This is a genomic window from Oleomonas cavernae (genome assembly GCF_003590945.1).
Classification (GTDB): Bacteria; Pseudomonadota; Alphaproteobacteria; order Zavarziniales; family Zavarziniaceae; genus Zavarzinia; species Zavarzinia cavernae.
In genome coordinates, this window is sequence record NZ_QYUK01000008.1 from 234,983 (window position 1) to 251,856 (window position 16,874).

The window sequence follows — 16,874 nt, forward strand, 5'->3', positions numbered from 1 at the left end:
TTGGAATTGATCCAATTCAAGCCGAGAGCGGCGGCAGGCCGAAGTCGCGAAGGTCGGGATCGCGCAGCGGGGCGTCGTAGTCGAGGAAATATTCGTCGAGCTGCGGCGGCGCCACCCTTGTGCTGCTGAGCATGGCATGGGCCTGGCCGCGGTGATGAATCTGGTGCACGAACAGGTGCGCCAGCACCGGGCCCATGGTTTCGATATCCATGCCCTTGGCGCCGCGGTCGAGGCGCACCGCACGGGTCAGGCCCGCGGTATCCAGGGCATCACACAGGGCGATCAGCCGGCGGTCGACGGCGCGCTGCGCCTCGATCAGGTCGGCAGCTTTGGGGCACGGGATCTCGTTCTCGAAATGGGCATAGGTCGGCACCCCGCCCTCCAGCCCTTCGACATAGAAGCGGTCGATGATCAGGATGTGGTTGAGGGTCGCCTGCAGGGACGGAAAGAACCCGACACGTTCCGCCGCGAATTCGGTATCGGACAGGTGCAAACAGGTGCGCAGCAGCCGCTCGTTCGACCAGGCATTGTTGCGCGCCATGTGCCGGAAATGGCTGACCAGATCCATGGGCGGCGGCGCCCTCAGTGCCCGTTCTTGGTCAGCCGGTCGAGGGCCACCAGGCCCTTGAGCACGGCCTCGATCTTGTCGAGCGGCACCATGTTGGGGCCGTCCGAGGGGGCATTGTCGGGATCCTCGTGGGTTTCCATGAACACGGCCGCGACGCCGATCGCCACCGCGGCGCGGGCCAGCGGCTCGACGAAGCGGCGATCACCGCCCGAGGTGCCGCCCTGGCCGCCCGGCTGCTGTACCGAATGGGTGGCATCGAAGACCACCGGACAGCCGGTCTCGCTCGCCATGATCGGCAGCGAGCGCATGTCCGAGACCAGCGTGTTGTAGCCGAAGGAAGCGCCGCGCTCGCACACCAGCGTATTGGGGTTGCCGGTCGAATCGATCTTGGCGACCACGTTCTTCATGTCCCAGGGGGCCAGGAACTGACCCTTCTTGACGTTGATCGCCCGGCCGGTCTCGCCCGCCGCGATCAGCAGGTCGGTCTGGCGCGACAGGAAGGCGGGGATCTGCAGCACGTCCATCACCTCGGCCACCGGCTTGCACTGGTCGGGCAGGTGCACGTCGGTGATCACCGGCAGGCCCAGGCTCTCCTTGATCTCGGCGAAGATCTCCAGGGCGACGTCCATGCCAAGGCCGCGGTTGGACTTGACCGAGGTGCGGTTGGCCTTGTCGAAGGATGACTTGTAGATCAGGCCCAGGCCGACGCGGGCGCAGATTTCCTTCAGTGCCGACGCCATCTCCAGCGCATGGGCCCGGCTCTCCATGGCGCAGGGCCCGGCGATCAGGGTCAGCGGCAGGTCGTTGCCGATGGTAAGCGAGCCGACCTTCACATGGCGTTGCGGGGCGGCGTTGTCGAGAAGCATGGCGTCATCCGGCTGAAACGAACGGGTCGCGCCCTATATAGGCCTTCCCCGGGGCCATTGCCATGATCGAGCGGCGTCAGTCGACGCCCATGCGCGCCAGGTAGGACTCGATCAGGGGCACGTCCTGCGGGTTGTTCAACTCCCAGAACGAATGGCCGCGCGCCTCGACCTCGACCGCCTTGATCGGCCAGCCCATTTCCAGGAAGCGGAGCTGTTCCAGCCCTTCGAGCTTTTCGAGCGGCATCGGCTGGAAACCGGCATAGGCGTTCAGCGCCTCGCGCCGATAGGCATAGAGGCCGACATGGTGAAACACCGGGACCACGCCATCGACCACCGAACGGCCATCGGTATAGGGGATGACCTCCTTGGAAAAATACATGGCGTTGCCCAGGGTGTTGGTCACGACCGTGGTGGCCCCCACGCGGCCCGCCTTGCGATCGGCCATGAAATTTTCCAGCGCCTCGGCATCGCAGCGCAGCACCGGCGTCGCCACCTGGGCTTCCGGGTTGACGATCATCGCCGCCAGCACGTCCGAGACGAACCAGGGCGGGGTCAGCGGCGCGTCGCCCTGCAGGTTGATGAAGATCTCGGCATCGAGGCCCAGCGTGGCGACCGCCTCCGCCACCCGCTCGGTACCGTTGCGGCACGATTCGGCGGTCATCACCACGGCAGCGCCCAGGCGCTCCGCCTCGGCGGCGATGCGGCGGTCGTCGGTCGCGACATGGATCGACGAAATGCCGTCGACCCGGCGCCCGGCCATGATCGTGCGCTCCAGCAGCGTGCGCGCCTGCCCCGAGGCGCCCTTCAGCACCGCCAGCGGCTTGCCGGGAAAGCGGCTCGATGCGAAACGCGCCGGAATGATGATGGCGGCACGTGGCATCTTTGTCTCCTTGGCAACAGGGGCAGCGGACGGGGCTGCGGGCCGGTCTAGCGTTTATGGTGTCGCCCCGGTCCCTGTCAACGCTTCCCATCCCGGGGGATCGGGCCCCGGTTCCCGCCTGGATTGTCCTTCGATCCGCTTGACTTGCTCTTCGGGGCCATCTGCAATGGCGGCAACAGTGAGGCGATGGGGGAGAGCATCATGGCGAACCGGCCAATCCCGGTGGTCGAGCAGGTCGTCGTCTATCGCCAGGGCGAAGCGGCGACGCGCCCCTGGGGCACCTGGGCGGTGCTCGATATCGGCGACGGCTTCATCGTCAAGCGGGTGACGGTCGAACCCGGCCAGCGCCTGTCGCTGCAGTATCATCATCACCGGGCCGAGGATTGGACCATCGTCACCGGCACGGGCCTGGTCGAGGTGGCCGACCAACCCATCGCCGTCTCCGCCGGCTCGCATGTCCACATCCCGCCGCTGGCGACCCACCGGATCACCAATACCGGCGACAAGACCCTGATCTTCATCGAGATCCAGCGTGGCGACATCCTGGACGAAGCCGACATCGTCCGCCTGTCCGACGACTACGGCCGGATTGCGCCGTAGCGGTCATCACCGCGGCCCAATTTTATTGGGTGTAAATGGGTGTCTGCCGGTTGGAAAATGGGTGTTAATGGGTGTAGAAATGGGTGATGATCAATATCTCATCCTTGTCCATCACGCCCGAAATCTTGTTGCTCGTCTCTAAGATCGACGAGTTCAAGGGCGCTTGGCGCACGCTGGGCACGCTGGCCCCTGAACGCTTGTCGGCCTTGCGTCGGGTCGCCACGATCGAGAGCATCGGTTCATCGACCAGGATCGAGGGCAGCAGGCTATCCGACCGCGAGATCGAGCGACTATTGTCCGGCCTTGAGATCAACGCCTTCGCAACCCGCGATGAGCAGGAGGTGGCCGGTTATGCCGAGGTGATGGAAACCATCTTTACCGCCTGGCCAGAAATCGCGATCACCGAGAATCATATCAAGCAACTCCACGGCAACCTTCTGCGCCATAGTGAGAAGGATGACTGGCATCGGGGCAGCTACAAGACCGCGTCCAACAGTGTCGCCGCGTTTGATCCCACCGGTCGGCAGATCGCGACCGTGTTTGAAACGGCAAGCCCCTTCGACACGCCGCGACTGATGGCCGAGTTGGTCACCTGGTACAACGACACAATCAGGGAACATACGCTGCATCCCCTGCTGGCGATCGGTATCCTTGTCGTGGTGTTCCTGGAGATTCATCCGTTCCAAGACGGTAATGGACGACTGAGCCGGATCCTCACAACGCTCGTGCTCTTGCGGGCCGGCTACGCCTATGTCCCCTACAGTTCGCTGGAAAGCATTATCGAGCACGGCAAGGAGGGCTACTATCTCGCCCTGCGCCAGACCCAGGCGACGATCCGGTCGGATGCACCGGACTGGACGCCATGGCTGCGGTACTTCCTGGGCGCGCTGCACCGCCAAGTGCGGCACCTGGAAGACAAGATCGAGCGGGAAAAGCTGCTACTTGCCAAGTTACCCGAACTCTCCATCCGGATTATCGACCATATCCGGCGGCACGGCCGCATCACGATCGCCGAAGCTGTAACCGTCACGGGTGCAAACCGAAATACCCTGAAACCGCACTTCAGGGCGCTGGTGGAACGGAGCCTTGTGGTCCTGCACGGCAGCGGTCGCGGCGCCTGGTACAGCCTGTCCTGATGACCGACCACGGCCTTGAAGCCGTGGTCGCCACGATCACTTCAGCGGTCCAGGCCGCCGACCAGCAGGTATTTGATGTCGACGAATTCGGCGATGCCGTGGTGGCTGCCTTCGCGGCTGTTGCCGCTTTCCTTGATGCCGCCGAAGGGGGCGAGTTCAGACGACAGCAGGCCGGAATTGATCCCGACCATGCCGTATTCCAGGCCCTCGGCGACGCGGAAGATCCGGCCCACGTCACGGCTGTAGAAATAGGCCGCGAGGCCGAATTCCGTGTCGTTGGCCGCCGCGATCACTTCCGCCTCGGTCTCGAAGCGGAACACCGGGGCCACGGGGCCGAAGATTTCCTCGCGCGCCACCGCCATGTCGCGGGTGACGCCCGAAACCACGGTGGGTTCGAAGAAGGTGCGGCCCAGGGCATGGCGCTTGCCGCCCACTACCACACGGGCGCCCTTGGCGGTGGCATCGGCCAGGTGCCGCTCCACCTTGTCGACCGCTTCCGCGGTGATCAGCGGGCCCTGGGTGACATTGGCCGTAGCACCGTCACCCACTACCAGGCCGGCGACCTTCTGGGCCAGCTTGGCGACGAAGGCGTCATAGACCCCGCCTTGAACATAGAGCCGGTTGGCGCAGACGCAGGTCTGGCCCATGTTGCGGAACTTGGAGATCATGGCGCCTTCGACCGCCGCATCCAGGTCCGCGTCGTCGAAGACGATGAACGGGGCATTGCCGCCCAGTTCCAGCGCCACCTTCTTCACCGTGCCGGCCGACTGGCGCATCAAGAGCTTACCGACCTCGGTCGAGCCGGTGAAGCCCACCACCCGCACGGCCGGGTGGCTGGTCAGCACGCCGCCGATCGCCGGGGCGTCGCCGGTGATGACGTTGAACACACCGGCCGGAATCCCGGCCCGCTGGGCCAGCACGGCCAGGGCGAGCGCGCTCAGCGGCGTCTCCGGTGCCGGTTTCACCACCGCGGTGCAGCCGGCGGCGAGTGCGGGGGCCAGCTTGCGCGTGATCATGCCGGCGGGGAAATTCCACGGCGTGATCGCGGCGACCACGCCGACCGGCTGGCGCGTCACGATGATGCGCGCGTCGGGGCGGTGCGAGGGGATGGTCTCGCCGTTGATGCGCTTGGCTTCCTCGGCATAGAACTCGACATAGGACGCGGCATAGTCGATCTCGCCCCGCGCCTCGGCCAGGGGCTTGCCCTGTTCGGCGGTCAGGATCAGGGCCAGGTCCTCGCGGTTGGCGATGATCAGGTCGAACCAGCGGCGCAGGATGATCGAGCGTTCCTTGGCGAGCTTCGCCGCCCAGGGCTTGAACGCCTTTGCGGCGGCATCCACGGCCTGCGTCGCCTGCGCCGCGCCGAAACGCGGCACCCGGGCGATCAGGGCGCCGGTGGCCGGGTTTTCCACCGCATCCACGGCCTCACCGACGAAAACGCCGTCGACGAGGCACCGGGTCTCCAGGAGGCCCGGATCAGTCAGTACAAGAGTCATGATCAGGCACCCACGTGAGCGGCGGCCAGGGCCTTCTCGAGCTTGTCGAGGCCTTCGTCGAGGATCGCGTCCGAGGCGGTCAGCGGCACCAGCACGCGGATCACATTGCCGTGGACGCCGCAGGACAGCAGGATCAGCCCGGCCTTCAGCGCCTCGGTGGTAACCCGCTTGGTGGCGTCGCCGTCGGGATCGTAGGCGCCGCGCGACTTGACGATGTCGAAGCCGATCATGGCACCGGGGCCGCGGATCGCGGTGATCGGCACCACGTCGTTGCGGGTCGCGATCCTGGCGACGCGCGCCTTGATCCGCTCGCCGATCGCATCGGCCCGGTCCAGCAGCTTCTCCTCGGCAATGACGTCGAGCACGGCGAGCGCCGCAGCGCAGGCGATCGGCGGGCCGGCATAGGTGCCGCCCAGGCCGCCCGGCTCGGCGCCGTCCATGATCTCGGCCCGGCCGATCACGCCGGAAATCGGGAAGCCGCCGCCCAGGGACTTGGCCACCGTCACCAGGTCGGGCTCGACGCCCGAATGCTCGATGCCGAACATCTTGCCCGTGCGGGCAAAGCCGGTCTGGACCTCGTCGGCGACCAGGACGATGCCATGGGCATCACAGATCTCGCGCAGCTTGACCAAAAGCTCGGTGGGCGCGGCATAGAAGCCGCCCTCGCCCTGGATCGGCTCGATGATGATGGCGGCGACGCGGCTGGGCTCGACATCGGCGCGGAACAGGAATTCCAGCGCGCGCAGGCTGTCGGCCACGGTGACACCGTGATCGGCGATGGGGAAGGGGATGTGATAGATCTCGCTCGGCATCGGGCCGAACTTCTTCTTGTAGGGCAGGACCTTGCCGGTCATGGCCATGGTCAGCATGGTGCGGCCGTGGAAGGCGCCGGCGAAGGCGATGACGGCCGAACGGCCGGTATGGGCGCGGGCGATCTTCACCGCGTTCTCGGTCGCCTCGGCGCCGGTGGTGAAGAAGATGGTCTTGGCCGGGCCCTTGAACGGGGCCAGCGCATTCAGCCGCTCCGCCAGTTCGACATAGGGCTCGTAGGGGGTGATCTGGAAGGCGGTGTGGGTGAACGCCTTGAGCTGTTCCTCGACCGCGGCGATCACCTTGGGATGGCGATGGCCGACGTTCAGCACGGCGATGCCGCCGGCGAAGTCGACATAGCGATTGCCGTCGACATCCCACAATTCCGCATTCTCGGCCTTGGCCGCGAACACCGGATAGGCGATCGACACGCCGCGCGGAATAGCGCGCTCGCGCCGGGCAAAGAGTTCGGCGTTCTTGGACATCGGACAAGGCTCCCCGCTGGTGTTGGACGGCCAGGAGCGTGAGGCCGGACGATACCCGCGAATAGGAGATTTATTGCAAGGATTGGTGCGTTTTAGGCACCGATAGGCCCGGGCCCTTCGATGTAATCATCAAGCCCCTCGAGTACTGCCCGAAGGAGAGTTGCTGAGGAGAGATAGGCGGGCACATGAAAACTGATCACGTCCTCCTCCCCTTCAGCGAAGCGCGTGACGACATGGAAAGGCGAGATCGCGCCGAACGCTCGAAGATCGTGAAAATGGCGCCGCACACGCCTTTTCTCGCGGCCATCGCTTTCCCAGAAGAAGGCATAGCCGTCATCGAGAAGGGCGAATGCGGCTGAAGTTGTGCCGCCCTTGCGGCTTCCCGAACCAGCAAGAGCCATGCGCACGACTTCCTGACCAAGAAGGTTCTTGGCCCGCAGCATCTCAACGGCATCGATCGAGACGAACACACCTGTTCGCTGTTGCAGCCGGCTCCGGAAATAGAGGGGCAGCAGCAGCACTCCCGATGCGATGCCCGCGCCGACAGCCTTGCCGACTGGGAGCTGGAATAAAAACAGAATTGCGAAACCCACGAACGGCAGCGTGGCCAAGAAAACAAACCTTCGCGAGCCGCGAAAGCCAGGGAAGGATCTGCGTGGCCTGTAGAACCGGCCACGTTGAGCAAGCCACAAAATTGGAAATCCAATGCTGGGGAACAACAGGAGAGCGATGAGCATCGCCATCAGGGTCTTTCCCTGAGACCCGACCCGATCGATGTAGACCCACCCCAGGATAGCCATCAGGAGGCACAGCAGGCTGCCCGCGCTGATGAACACCCTGCCGCGTCTAGTCACCAGGGTGGACTGCACCCCCTCGGTGAGTCAGTCAAATCAGGGACAGTTGGTTGTGACCAAGCCCTCAGGCTGCTGCGCAGCAGCCTGAGGGCTTGACCGGGTTTCGAACTCCACCGGCGAGGTATAGGCCAGCGCCGAGTGGAGCCGTTGCCGATTGTAGACCGCTTCGATGAATTCGCCGATAGCGGCCGTGGCGTGCCCGAGGTCACGGTAGTCGCCGCCGTCGACCTCTTCCTGCTTCAGCGTCTTCATGAAACTCTCGGCCATGGCATTGTCGTAAGGGCAGCCGGCCCGGCTCATGCTGGGCTGGATGCCGTGGGCTTGCAGGCGCTCGATGTAATCACCGCAGGCATATTGGACGCCCCGGTCGGAATGGTGCACCAGCCCGCCGGGAAGCACCTCTCGGCCGTCGAGCGCCATCTGCAAGGCTGCCAGGGCCAGTTCGGCCCGCAGGTGGTCGGCCATCGCCCAGCCCACGACCTTGCGGCTGAAGGCATCGAGCACCACCGCCAGGTAGACGAAGGCCTCGGCCAGCCGGACATAGGTGATGTCGGCCACCCAAAGCTGGTTGACCGCCAGCGGGACCAGCCGGCGCGCCAGGTTCGGCCAGAGCCGCCAGTCGTGTCGGGAGTCCGTCGTCGCCGGCTTGAACGCTGCCTTGCGCAGGCACAGCAGATTGTCCTCGCGCATCAGGCGCACCACGCGCTTGTGGTTGACCGCCCAGCCCTCACGTCGGAGCAGGGCCGTGAGCCGCCGGTAGCCGTAGTGACGGTGGGTCAGCGCCAGGTGCTGAAGCACGTCGCGCAGCGCCGTTTCTTCACGGCCGGGACAGTTCTCGGCCCAGCCCCGGTAGTAGGCGCCACGGCTGACATCGGCCAGGGCACACATCCGCTCGACCGTGGCCGTCACCCCGGCCCCTCGCCTTGCCGGCGCGTCATCGCTTGGATATAGGCGAAGACGCCGTCGCGCCAGGCGCGTCGCTCGCCTGCCGTGACGCCTCGAGATGCCGCAAGGCGTGCTTGAAAAAATCCAGGTCCAGCTGCTGCTGGCCGACCTTGCGCTCGAGCGCGGCGATCTGCCGGCGCGCCTGCTCCAGGTCGCTGGCGCTCGACGCCGGCCCCCGCGCCGCCGCCAGGATCCGCGCCTCCGCCTGCTTCGGCCGTCCCGGTCCCGGGCGCAGCGCCAGTTCACCGCCCGCGCGGAAATGATCCCGCCAGCGGTACAGCAGTCCTCGCTTGATCGACAACTCCCGGGCCAGTGCCGAACCGCTCTCGCCCGCCGCCAATCGTTCAACCACCGCCAGCTTGAAGGCCCGGCTGAACCGCCGCCTCGTCTCTCGGGTCATGCGTTCTCCTCAGCGAGAACTGTCCCCAATTTAACTGACTCAATCTAGGGGTTCACTCCAGGTCTGTCCCCTATTTTCCAACGTGGTCTGTCCCCTATTTTCCCTATTTTCGCGGCGCTTTTTACGCACCACCCCATGCCGTCATCCCGGCGCAGGCCGGGATCCATTCTGGGGCAGCGCGCGACGTCTCAATGGATTCCGGCCTGCGCCGGAATGACGATTAAGAATCGGTGCTCTCGACCGCGGCGACGCTTTCCTTCAACTCATCCGCCAGCCAGCGGCGCAGCCGCACCAGGTTGCGGCTGTCCCAGGCGGCGGTCGGGGCTAAAAGGCTGTAGCTGCCCAGGGTGACGTCTGTCGACAGAACCTCGACCAGGCGGCCGCTGGCCAGGTCATCGCCGACCAGGAGGGCGTTGGCTAGCGCCACCCCCTGCCCCTGCAAGGCCGCCTCGATCGCGGCGTCGGCGTGCCACAGGCGCGGGCCGTGCAGCGGTGGCACCGGATCCAGCCCGGCCTGGGCCAGCCACAGGCGCCATTGCTCCCGGCTTTCCTCGTGGATCAGCGGCGCGACCGCCAGGTCGGCGGGGCCGTCGAAGGGGCCGCGGCGCGCCACGAACACCGGGCTTGCCACCGGGAAAAACCGGGGCCGCAACAACTCCACCTGGGAGAGCCCCGGCAGCGCCCGGAGGTTGAAACCGATTTCCGCATCCGCCTCGCCCTTGGCAAAATCGGGCGAGCGGTCGGTCGGCTGGAGGATGATCTCGACCCCGGGCAACGCCGCTTCCAGGCTCGCGAGGCGCCGGGTCAGCCAGCGCACAGCAAGCCCCGGCACGCAGACGATGCGCATCTCGCCACCGCTGTCGCGGGGCGACAGTTCCTCGGTCGCGTCGGCGATGACGTCGAAGCCCTTGGCGATGCGCTCGTAATAGCGCCGGCCTTCGGCGGTCAGGACGATCCCCCGGCCCTCGCGTTCGATCAGCCGCACGCCCGCCCAGGCTTCCAGGTTGCGCAGGTGCCGGCTGATCACCGTGTGGCTGACGTTGAGGTCGTCGCCGGCGCGGCGCGTGCCGCCTAGGCGGGCGACGGCCTCGAAGGCACGCAGGGCGACGAGTGGCGGAAGACGGCGGGACAAGGGATGGCAAACCGCAGGGCTGACGAGCGCCGACCTTACACGCTCAGGCAGCCACTGGGGAATCCCCCTCCCCTGTGGCGCGCTTGCCGCAATGCACCAGGAAATTGAGTCAGCAGCTTTGCCCCATCTGGACAGGCGTTCGCAATTGCGGCGAAATCGTGACGTTGCATCGCATCATGTCTGCGCAGGGGCCAGGCGGCGGGCAACGTGCTTCAAGAGGGCATCACGCCTCCTCCCCGAGGCGCCGCACCCGCGTGTGGCCTACGTGACGGTCGATCGCCTGCCCGCCGTATGAGTCGCGTGGCGTGGCATTCCGTCACATCCGCCCTTCAACCGGTCCCGTCCCGCTCATCTTCCTCGCATTCCCGCGGTATTGCTGGCCGTTGGCGCGTTATGCGCCGGCCACATAAGGGCGTGCGGGAAGTCCGCGAAGATGGTGCGACCGCGAAGGAACCGGATGATCACATCCCGGGTTGATGCCCTGACGCTCCTTCGGGTCAAACAGCAGATGCGCAAACACGCCGTCAATATCACCGTTCTTCTTGTGGTTCTTGCCGTCCATGCCGGCATCTGGGCCTGGGTCAACCGCCCGGTGCCGATGACCAATTGGGAAGGCAGCATCCAGGCCTTGTCCTACGATCCGCACCGGGACGGCCAGGATCCCGAAGACGCTGTGCAGCCCACCGCGGCCCAGATCGACGAGGATCTGGCGATCATGGCCGGCGTTGCCCAGGGGATCCGCACCTACTCGAGCACCAAGGGCCAGGAAGAAATTCCGGCCCTGGCCGCGCGCTATGGCCTGACGGTGACCGCCGGCGCCTGGCTGGACACCCATGCCGACAAGAACGAGGCCGAGATCGCCGGCCTGATCCGCGTTGCCAACGAAAACAGCAATGTGAAGCGCCTGATGGTCGGCAACGAAGCCATCCTGCGCGGCGACGTGACGGTGCTCGAACTGATCCGCATGATCCGCGACGTGAAGCGCGAGGTCGACCAGCCGGTCTCGACCGCCGAGCCTTGGCATGTCTGGCTCGAACATCCCGAACTGGTCGAGGCGACCGACTATATCGCCGTACACATCCTGCCTTACTGGGAGGAGGTGCCGGCCGATCAGGTGCTGGATTATGTCGCTCGCCGCTATGACCAGATCGCCCGCACCTATCCCGGCAAGAAGATCGTCATCTCGGAAATCGGCTGGCCCTCGGGCGGCCGGATGCGCAGCGGCGCCATCCCCAGCGTGGACAACGAAGCGACCTTCATCCGCGACTTCCTGACCATGGCCCGTGCCCGCGGCTGGGACTACTCGATCATGGAAGCCTTCGACCAGCCCTGGAAGCGGCGGATCGAAGGCGCGGCCGGCGCCTATTGGGGCATCTTCAATGCCGACCGCGAACTGAAATTCCCGCTCTCGGGCGAGGTCGTCGCGATCCAGAACTGGCCGGTGCTGGCCGGCATCGCCGCCGTCGTCGCCCTGCTGCCCATGCTCTACTTCCTGCGCCGCTCGCGGAACTTGAAGCCCCAGGGCAAGCTGCTGTTCAGCGCCCTTTTGATGGTCGCGGCCAACCTGATGGTGTGGACCGTGCACTACGGCACGACCCAGTACCTGAACGGCCCGATGATCGCCGTGTGGTCGCTGCTGTCGCTGGGCATGGTGTTCCTGCTCACCCTGGTCCTGGCCGAGGCGCTGGAACTGTCGGAGGGCCTGTTCGCCAAGCGCATGCTGCGCCACTTCACGCCCTATCGCCTGCCCGCCGGCGCCGAGCGCGACCGCCACTGGCCCAAGGTTTCGCTGCACCTGCCGATCTGCAACGAGCCGGCCGAGATGGTGCGCCGGACCCTGGACAGCCTGGCCAAGCTCGACTACCCCAATGTCGAGGTCCTGGTGATCGACAACAACACCAAGGACCCCGCGATCTGGCAGCCGGTGCAGGCCTATTGCGAACTCCTCGGCGACCGCTTCCGCTTCTTCCACCTGGAAGTCTGCAAGGGCTTCAAGGCCGGCGCGCTGAACTTCGCCATGACCCAGACCGCGGCCGACGCCGAGGTGGTGGGCGTGATCGACAGCGACTATCTGGTCGAGCCCGACTGGCTGAAGTCGACCATCCCCTATTTCGACGAGGCCAAGGTCGGCTTCGTCCAGGCGCCGCAGGATCACTTCGACTGGGCCGGCAACGGCTTCAAGGAGATGATCAACTGGGAATATGCCGGCTTCTTCCACATCGGCATGGTGCTGCGTAACGAGCGTGATGCGATCATCCAGCACGGCACCATGACCCTGATCCGTCGCCAGGCGATGGAAGGTGTCGGCAACTGGTCGACCTGGACCATCTGCGAAGACGCCGAGATGGGCCTGAAACTGATGCAGTCGGGCTGGAAGTCGGTCTACATCAACCACCCCTTCGGCCGTGGCGTGACCCCCGACAGCTTCGAGGGCTATCGCGGCCAGCGCTTCCGCTGGGCCTTCGGCGCCATGCAGATCCTGCGCGGCCGCATGGGCTGGCTGAACCCGTTCAAGAAGACCGGCCTCACCTTCGCCCAGAAGTATCACTTCATCATGGGCTGGGCGCCCTGGGCGGCCGACGCGATGAACCTGGCCTTCACCGTGGCGGGCCTGGCCTGGACCGTCGGCCTGCTGCTGTTCCCGGAAATCTTCGCCTTCCCGGTCACCCTGTTCCTGGTGCCCACCCTGGCGGTGTTCGGCTTCAAGCTGGCCTATACCTTCTCGCTCTATGCCAAGCGGGTGCCCTGCACGCCGACCCAGGCCGCGGGTGCGGCGATCGCCGGCCTGGCCCTGACCTATACCGTGGGCAAGGCCTTCCTGATCGGCATCTTCAAGAAGGAAAAGCCCTTCCTGCGCACGCCCAAGCTGGAAGACAAGCCGGCGGCCATCCGCGGCCTGGTCCATGCCCGCGAGGAAACCACGCTGATGCTGTGCCTGTGGGCGGCGGCGGCGGCCGTGGGCCTGGTCTTTGGCCCGCGCGACCACGAGGCCTATGTCTGGGTGGCGGTGCTGCTGGTGCAGTCCCTGCCCTATGCCGCGGCCCTGCTCCTGTCGATGATGAGTGCGGTGCCCGGCTTGCGCGTCCTCCTGCCCTTCGGCCGCACCGCCGCCGTGCGCGGCGCCAAGGCCCCGGTCGCCAGCCTGCCCCAGCAGGGCACGGGGCATTGAGGCGGGGCGACACCGGAAGAAGCCCTCTCCTCCCCGGAGGAGAGGGTTGGGTGAGGAGGGTCGGTCCTCCCTGCCGTCATCCCGGCGAAGGCCGGGATCCATCCTGGGGCAGCGCGCGATGTCGCAATGGATCCCGGCCTTCGCCGGGATGACGATCGGGAGAAGGTCGTTGCCGATCGCTAATCTCACCCGGCGCCTGATGCGCAGCCGGTTCCTGCGCTTCGCCCTGGTGGGCGCGGGCGGGGCGCTGGTCGATATCGGGGCGCTGTACCTGGCCCGGGACGGCTTCGGCCTCGATCTCTACAGCGGCCGGGTGTTCTCGTTCCTGTGCGCCGTCAGCTTCACCTTCTTCGCCAACCGCGCCTTCACCTTCGGCGACGCCAAGCGCGGACGCCTGGCCCGGCAATGGCTGGTCTTCGCCACCAGCCAGTTGGGCGGGCTGGCGGTGAACTACGCCCTCTATGCCGTGCTGGTGACCTACTGGCCGCTGGCCCATGACGAGCCCGCCATCGCCGTCGTCCTCGGCTCGCTGGCGGGCCTCGTCTTCAATTATGCGGCGGCGCGCCGCCTGGTGTTCCGCGCCGGCTGAGGGATCAGCCGGCGGCGCCGGTCGCCACCGGCGGGATTTCACCGGGACGGCGGCGGGTCCGGCGCGGCGCCCGCGTGACCGGCTCGGCGGCCGCGGCCTTGGCGATGGCCTCGCTCTCGAGCGTCGCCCGCTTGGCCTCCTCCTTCAGGGCGACGATCGCCGCCGCTTCCAGCTCGACCAGGGATTCGCCCAGGAAATCGACGAAATCGGCGATGTCGGGCATGATCCGCCGGCAGGAATTGACGCCGATCGAGATCGTGCCGTTGTAGCTGAAGATGGCGATCAGCAGGCCCATGCCGTCGAAGATCGGGCCAAAGCCGATCTGCGCCGTCATCTGGGCGCCCAGGCTGTAGAGCGGAATCTGCGGGCCCGGCACGTTGGTGATGACGCAGTTGAAGATCGGGGCATGGGCATCCGCGACCTTCATCCTGGTATAGAGCCGGGTCGCCAGCGCCGCCGTGGCCGAGGGCACGAAGCGCGAATAGTCGGTCAGGTTGCGGGCGCCGATGGCGTTGGTCAGGCTCTTGGACTTCTGGGTGTTCTCGTGCACCGCGGCCAGGCGCGCCAGGGGATCGGCGACGTCGGTCGCGATCGAGACCAGCATGCCCGAGACCTGGTTGCCCAGGGCCCCTTCTCGGCCTCGTTGCGCACCGAGATCGGGGCGAAGGCGATCAGCGACTTCTCGGGCAGGGCATCGCGCTTCTGCAGCCAGCGGCGCAGGGCGCCGGCGCAGATGGTCAGGATCACGTCGTTGACGGTCGCCCCCTCCACCGCCTTGCGCACGCGCTTCACCGCCTCCAGCGACAGCACCGTGCCGTCCCACACCCGCTGGGGCGAGATCGGCACGTTGAGCGGGGTCTTGGGCGCCTGGAACGGGGCCGGCGGCGGATCCTCGCGGTACTGCGGCAGGCGCGCGACCGAGGTGATGACGGTCGAGGCGACACGCGGCACCAGTTCCAGCAGCTTGAACGGCGCGGCGATGCCGGTGGCCGCGGTGCGCAGCAGCAGTTGCACGGTCGAGGGTACCCGTTCGGGCACCCAGCGCTTGCGCGGCGGCTCGATATTACGGCCTTCGGGCGTCAGGTCGGTCAGGGCGAACAGAATGTCATTGCCCGAGACGCCGTCGATCGCGGCATGGTGGATCTTGATCAGGGTGGCGAAGGCGCCCTTGGGCAGCCAGTCGATGCCGTCCAGCCCTTCGATCACGTAGAATTCCCACAGAGGCCGCGTGCGGTCGAGCGGGTGGGAGAGAATGCGCGAGCACATGGTGACCAGCGAGCGCCAATCGCCCGGCGACGGCACGGCGACATGGCGCAGGTGATAGTCGAGGTCGAAATCCGGATCCTCGATCCAATAGGCGCGGTCGAGCGAGAACGGCACCTCGACCAGGCGCTGGCGGAAGGTGCGGGCCAGATGCAGGCGCTGTTCGACGCCGCTGCGAATCGCCTCGAAGCTGAACGGCACCGTCGCGGTCGACGGGTCGTAGAAGCACAGCCCGGCGATATGCATGGGGGAATTCGGGTTTCGAGGTAGAGGAACCCCTGGTCCAAACCACTGAGCTGGTGCATCGATCCGGTCTCCTTCACGGGGCGCGACGCGGGCGCGAGGATGCCGGCATCGAACCATCGCCAATACGTGGTGCGGCCGCCGCCACGTCCCTGGCCGGGCGCTGGCGGCGACGATGATGTCAAGCAAACAGGAAGCGACCTTACGCCAATGCGCCGCGCCGGTCACCGCTGCGGTGCAGCAAAGGCCGCGCCAAAACGGCGCGGCAACCGGGCGAGTGCTTACGCAGGCAGGACGGTTGAGAGAAACGCCCGCCTGATCAGCGGGTAGGCTTCACACTGGGCAGGGCGGGCGGCTGGCCCGCGTCGGCGAGCGACGCGCGCATCGGCTTGCCCGAGGAGATCTTGCTCGCCGCGGGCTTCACCGCCACCCGCTTGACCGGCAGGGTCGCCATGGGCGCGCTGAGCGAAACCAGTTGGGGCTTGCGCGGCGACGGACGGCGGGCCTCGTCGGCCCGTTCGGTCGGGCGGCAGGCCGGCTCGACCGCTTCGGGCGGTGTCGGCAGATCGCCGGCCGACACCACGGGGCGGCCCATCACCACCGGCTTGCCGGCGCGAATTTGCACGGTTGCCCCGTGGAATTGCGATTGCAGGGTGCCGGGCGCTGCCAGATCGGGCCGGACGCTGAACGGCGTTGCCACGGGCACGGTCTCCTTGACCTCGACCACCGCGGCTTCCATCTCGGGCACGTCGCCGCTGCCGCCATAGACGAAGCCGTAGAGCGGATAGACGCTGGTGCCGTAGTCGTCGACGATCGGGTACCAGACCCGCACCATCGACCAATCATTGCGCGGGCTGACGTCGATCACCGACACGCCGCGATCGATGCGGCCCTTGCGGCCGCTGCGGCGGCTGGCCCAGTTGGCGTGATCGACGATGACCTCGCGACTGTCGACCACCTGGCGAACCACGGCGACGTGGCCGCGGCGCATCGAGCCGCTGCGCTTGAAGACCATGACCGCGCCCTCTTGCGGGCGCCCGCCGGTCTGGTAGCCGGCGGTACGCGCCTGGCCCCACCAGGTCCAGGCATCGCCCATGATCGCCACCCCCGACACCTGGCGGGCATAGGGGACGCATTCGATGGCATGAGCCGGCGCGTTGAGAGAAAAGACACAGGCCATTGCGATGGCCGCAAGCATGCCGCGGCCAAAAGCCGTCCTTCTCTGCGCCATCTCGCCCCCTGCCCCTTAATTGTGCACTGCCCTCAAACCCGATGTAACAAACCGAAATATTCCTGTCCACCCTCAATCGCCTAAACAAAATGGGGGGATTCGACATCCCCCCTTACCAGCGCAACCACAAGATATTGCAGGTTTGCGCGATGCCATGTTGCGACGGCACGCAACCGCTTGCTAAAGCTGAGGCGGTCGTCGTTTTGA

16 protein-coding genes are annotated in these 16,874 nt (G+C 66.4%); 4 read left to right on the top strand and 12 right to left on the bottom strand.

Annotated elements, in window-relative coordinates:
• Positions 1 to 16: 16 nt before the first annotated feature.
• The 3 genes from D3874_RS01340 to D3874_RS01350 all read right to left on the bottom strand — a co-directional run bounded on the left by D3874_RS01340 (position 17) and on the right by D3874_RS01350 (position 2,314).
• Positions 17 to 568, bottom strand: a complete 552-nt coding sequence (locus D3874_RS01340) for a DinB family protein (protein ID WP_119775641.1) — start codon at positions 566 to 568, stop codon at positions 17 to 19.
• Positions 569 to 582: 14 nt separating this feature from the next.
• Complete coding sequence (gene kdsA / locus D3874_RS01345; RefSeq protein ID WP_119775643.1) at positions 583 to 1,434, bottom strand: 3-deoxy-8-phosphooctulonate synthase; 852 nt, start codon at positions 1,432 to 1,434, stop codon at positions 583 to 585.
• Between the two features lie 76 nt (positions 1,435 to 1,510).
• Complete coding sequence (locus D3874_RS01350) at positions 1,511 to 2,314, bottom strand: 3-deoxy-manno-octulosonate cytidylyltransferase (RefSeq protein WP_119775645.1); 804 nt, start codon at positions 2,312 to 2,314, stop codon at positions 1,511 to 1,513.
• 201 nt (positions 2,315 to 2,515) lie between these two features.
• Between D3874_RS01350 and D3874_RS01355 the strand changes: the two genes are divergently transcribed.
• Together D3874_RS01355 and D3874_RS01360 are read left to right on the top strand one after the other, a co-directional pair.
• On the top strand, positions 2,516 to 2,914 hold the full coding sequence (locus D3874_RS01355; protein WP_119776648.1) for a phosphomannose isomerase type II C-terminal cupin domain: 399 nt from the start codon (positions 2,516 to 2,518) through the stop codon (positions 2,912 to 2,914).
• 86 nt (positions 2,915 to 3,000) lie between these two features.
• Entirely contained in the window at positions 3,001 to 4,050 is a 1,050-nt protein-coding gene (locus tag D3874_RS01360; RefSeq protein WP_119775647.1) for a Fic family protein, read from the top strand.
• A 41-nt stretch (positions 4,051 to 4,091) separates the two neighbouring features.
• On the opposite strand, the gene D3874_RS01365 is transcribed toward D3874_RS01360, so the two are convergent.
• The 6 genes from D3874_RS01365 to D3874_RS01390 all read right to left on the bottom strand — a co-directional run bounded on the left by D3874_RS01365 (position 4,092) and on the right by D3874_RS01390 (position 10,172).
• Positions 4,092 to 5,546, bottom strand: coding sequence for an NAD-dependent succinate-semialdehyde dehydrogenase (locus D3874_RS01365; RefSeq protein ID WP_119775649.1), 1,455 nt, complete (start codon positions 5,544 to 5,546; stop codon positions 4,092 to 4,094).
• 2 nt (positions 5,547 to 5,548) lie between these two features.
• Positions 5,549 to 6,841 (bottom strand): 4-aminobutyrate--2-oxoglutarate transaminase, encoded by a 1,293-nt coding sequence (gene gabT / locus D3874_RS01370; RefSeq protein WP_119775651.1) that lies wholly within the window; start codon positions 6,839 to 6,841, stop codon positions 5,549 to 5,551.
• 92 nt (positions 6,842 to 6,933) lie between these two features.
• Positions 6,934 to 7,584, bottom strand: a complete 651-nt coding sequence (locus tag D3874_RS01375) for a hypothetical protein (RefSeq protein ID WP_147385480.1) — start codon at positions 7,582 to 7,584, stop codon at positions 6,934 to 6,936.
• 147 nt (positions 7,585 to 7,731) lie between these two features.
• Positions 7,732 to 8,604, bottom strand: a complete 873-nt coding sequence (locus D3874_RS01380; protein ID WP_119775655.1) for an IS3 family transposase — start codon at positions 8,602 to 8,604, stop codon at positions 7,732 to 7,734.
• A 25-nt stretch (positions 8,605 to 8,629) separates the two neighbouring features.
• Positions 8,630 to 9,040 carry a helix-turn-helix domain-containing protein gene (locus D3874_RS01385; RefSeq protein WP_119775657.1) on the bottom strand — a complete coding sequence of 137 codons (411 nt, stop codon included), beginning with the start codon at positions 9,038 to 9,040 and terminating at the stop codon, positions 8,630 to 8,632.
• Positions 9,041 to 9,260: 220 nt separating this feature from the next.
• The gene (locus D3874_RS01390; RefSeq protein ID WP_119775659.1) at positions 9,261 to 10,172 is read right to left on the bottom strand and encodes a LysR substrate-binding domain-containing protein; all 912 of its coding nucleotides are present in this window, start codon (positions 10,170 to 10,172) and stop codon (positions 9,261 to 9,263) included.
• Between the two features lie 508 nt (positions 10,173 to 10,680).
• Between D3874_RS01390 and D3874_RS01395 the strand changes: the two genes are divergently transcribed.
• The gene (locus D3874_RS01395) at positions 10,681 to 13,341 is read left to right on the top strand and encodes a glycosyltransferase (protein WP_233559785.1); all 2,661 of its coding nucleotides are present in this window, start codon (positions 10,681 to 10,683) and stop codon (positions 13,339 to 13,341) included.
• 169 nt (positions 13,342 to 13,510) lie between these two features.
• The gene (locus D3874_RS01400) at positions 13,511 to 13,930 is read left to right on the top strand and encodes a GtrA family protein (protein ID WP_158595764.1); all 420 of its coding nucleotides are present in this window, start codon (positions 13,511 to 13,513) and stop codon (positions 13,928 to 13,930) included.
• A gap of 4 nt (positions 13,931 to 13,934) precedes the next feature.
• Here the strand turns inward: D3874_RS01400 and D3874_RS01405 are convergent, their stop codons facing one another.
• The 3 genes from D3874_RS01405 to D3874_RS01415 form a co-directional block, all read right to left on the bottom strand.
• On the bottom strand, positions 13,935 to 14,534 hold the full coding sequence (locus D3874_RS01405; protein WP_119775665.1) for a WS/DGAT domain-containing protein: 600 nt from the start codon (positions 14,532 to 14,534) through the stop codon (positions 13,935 to 13,937).
• Positions 14,447 to 15,556 (bottom strand): wax ester/triacylglycerol synthase domain-containing protein, encoded by a 1,110-nt coding sequence (locus tag D3874_RS01410; protein ID WP_119775667.1) that lies wholly within the window; start codon positions 15,554 to 15,556, stop codon positions 14,447 to 14,449. The genes D3874_RS01405 and D3874_RS01410 overlap by 88 nt, the downstream gene beginning before the upstream one ends.
• 199 nt (positions 15,557 to 15,755) lie before the next feature.
• Entirely contained in the window at positions 15,756 to 16,634 is an 879-nt protein-coding gene (locus D3874_RS01415) for a CHAP domain-containing protein (RefSeq protein ID WP_158595766.1), read from the bottom strand.
• Between the last annotated feature and the right edge of the window lie 240 nt (positions 16,635 to 16,874).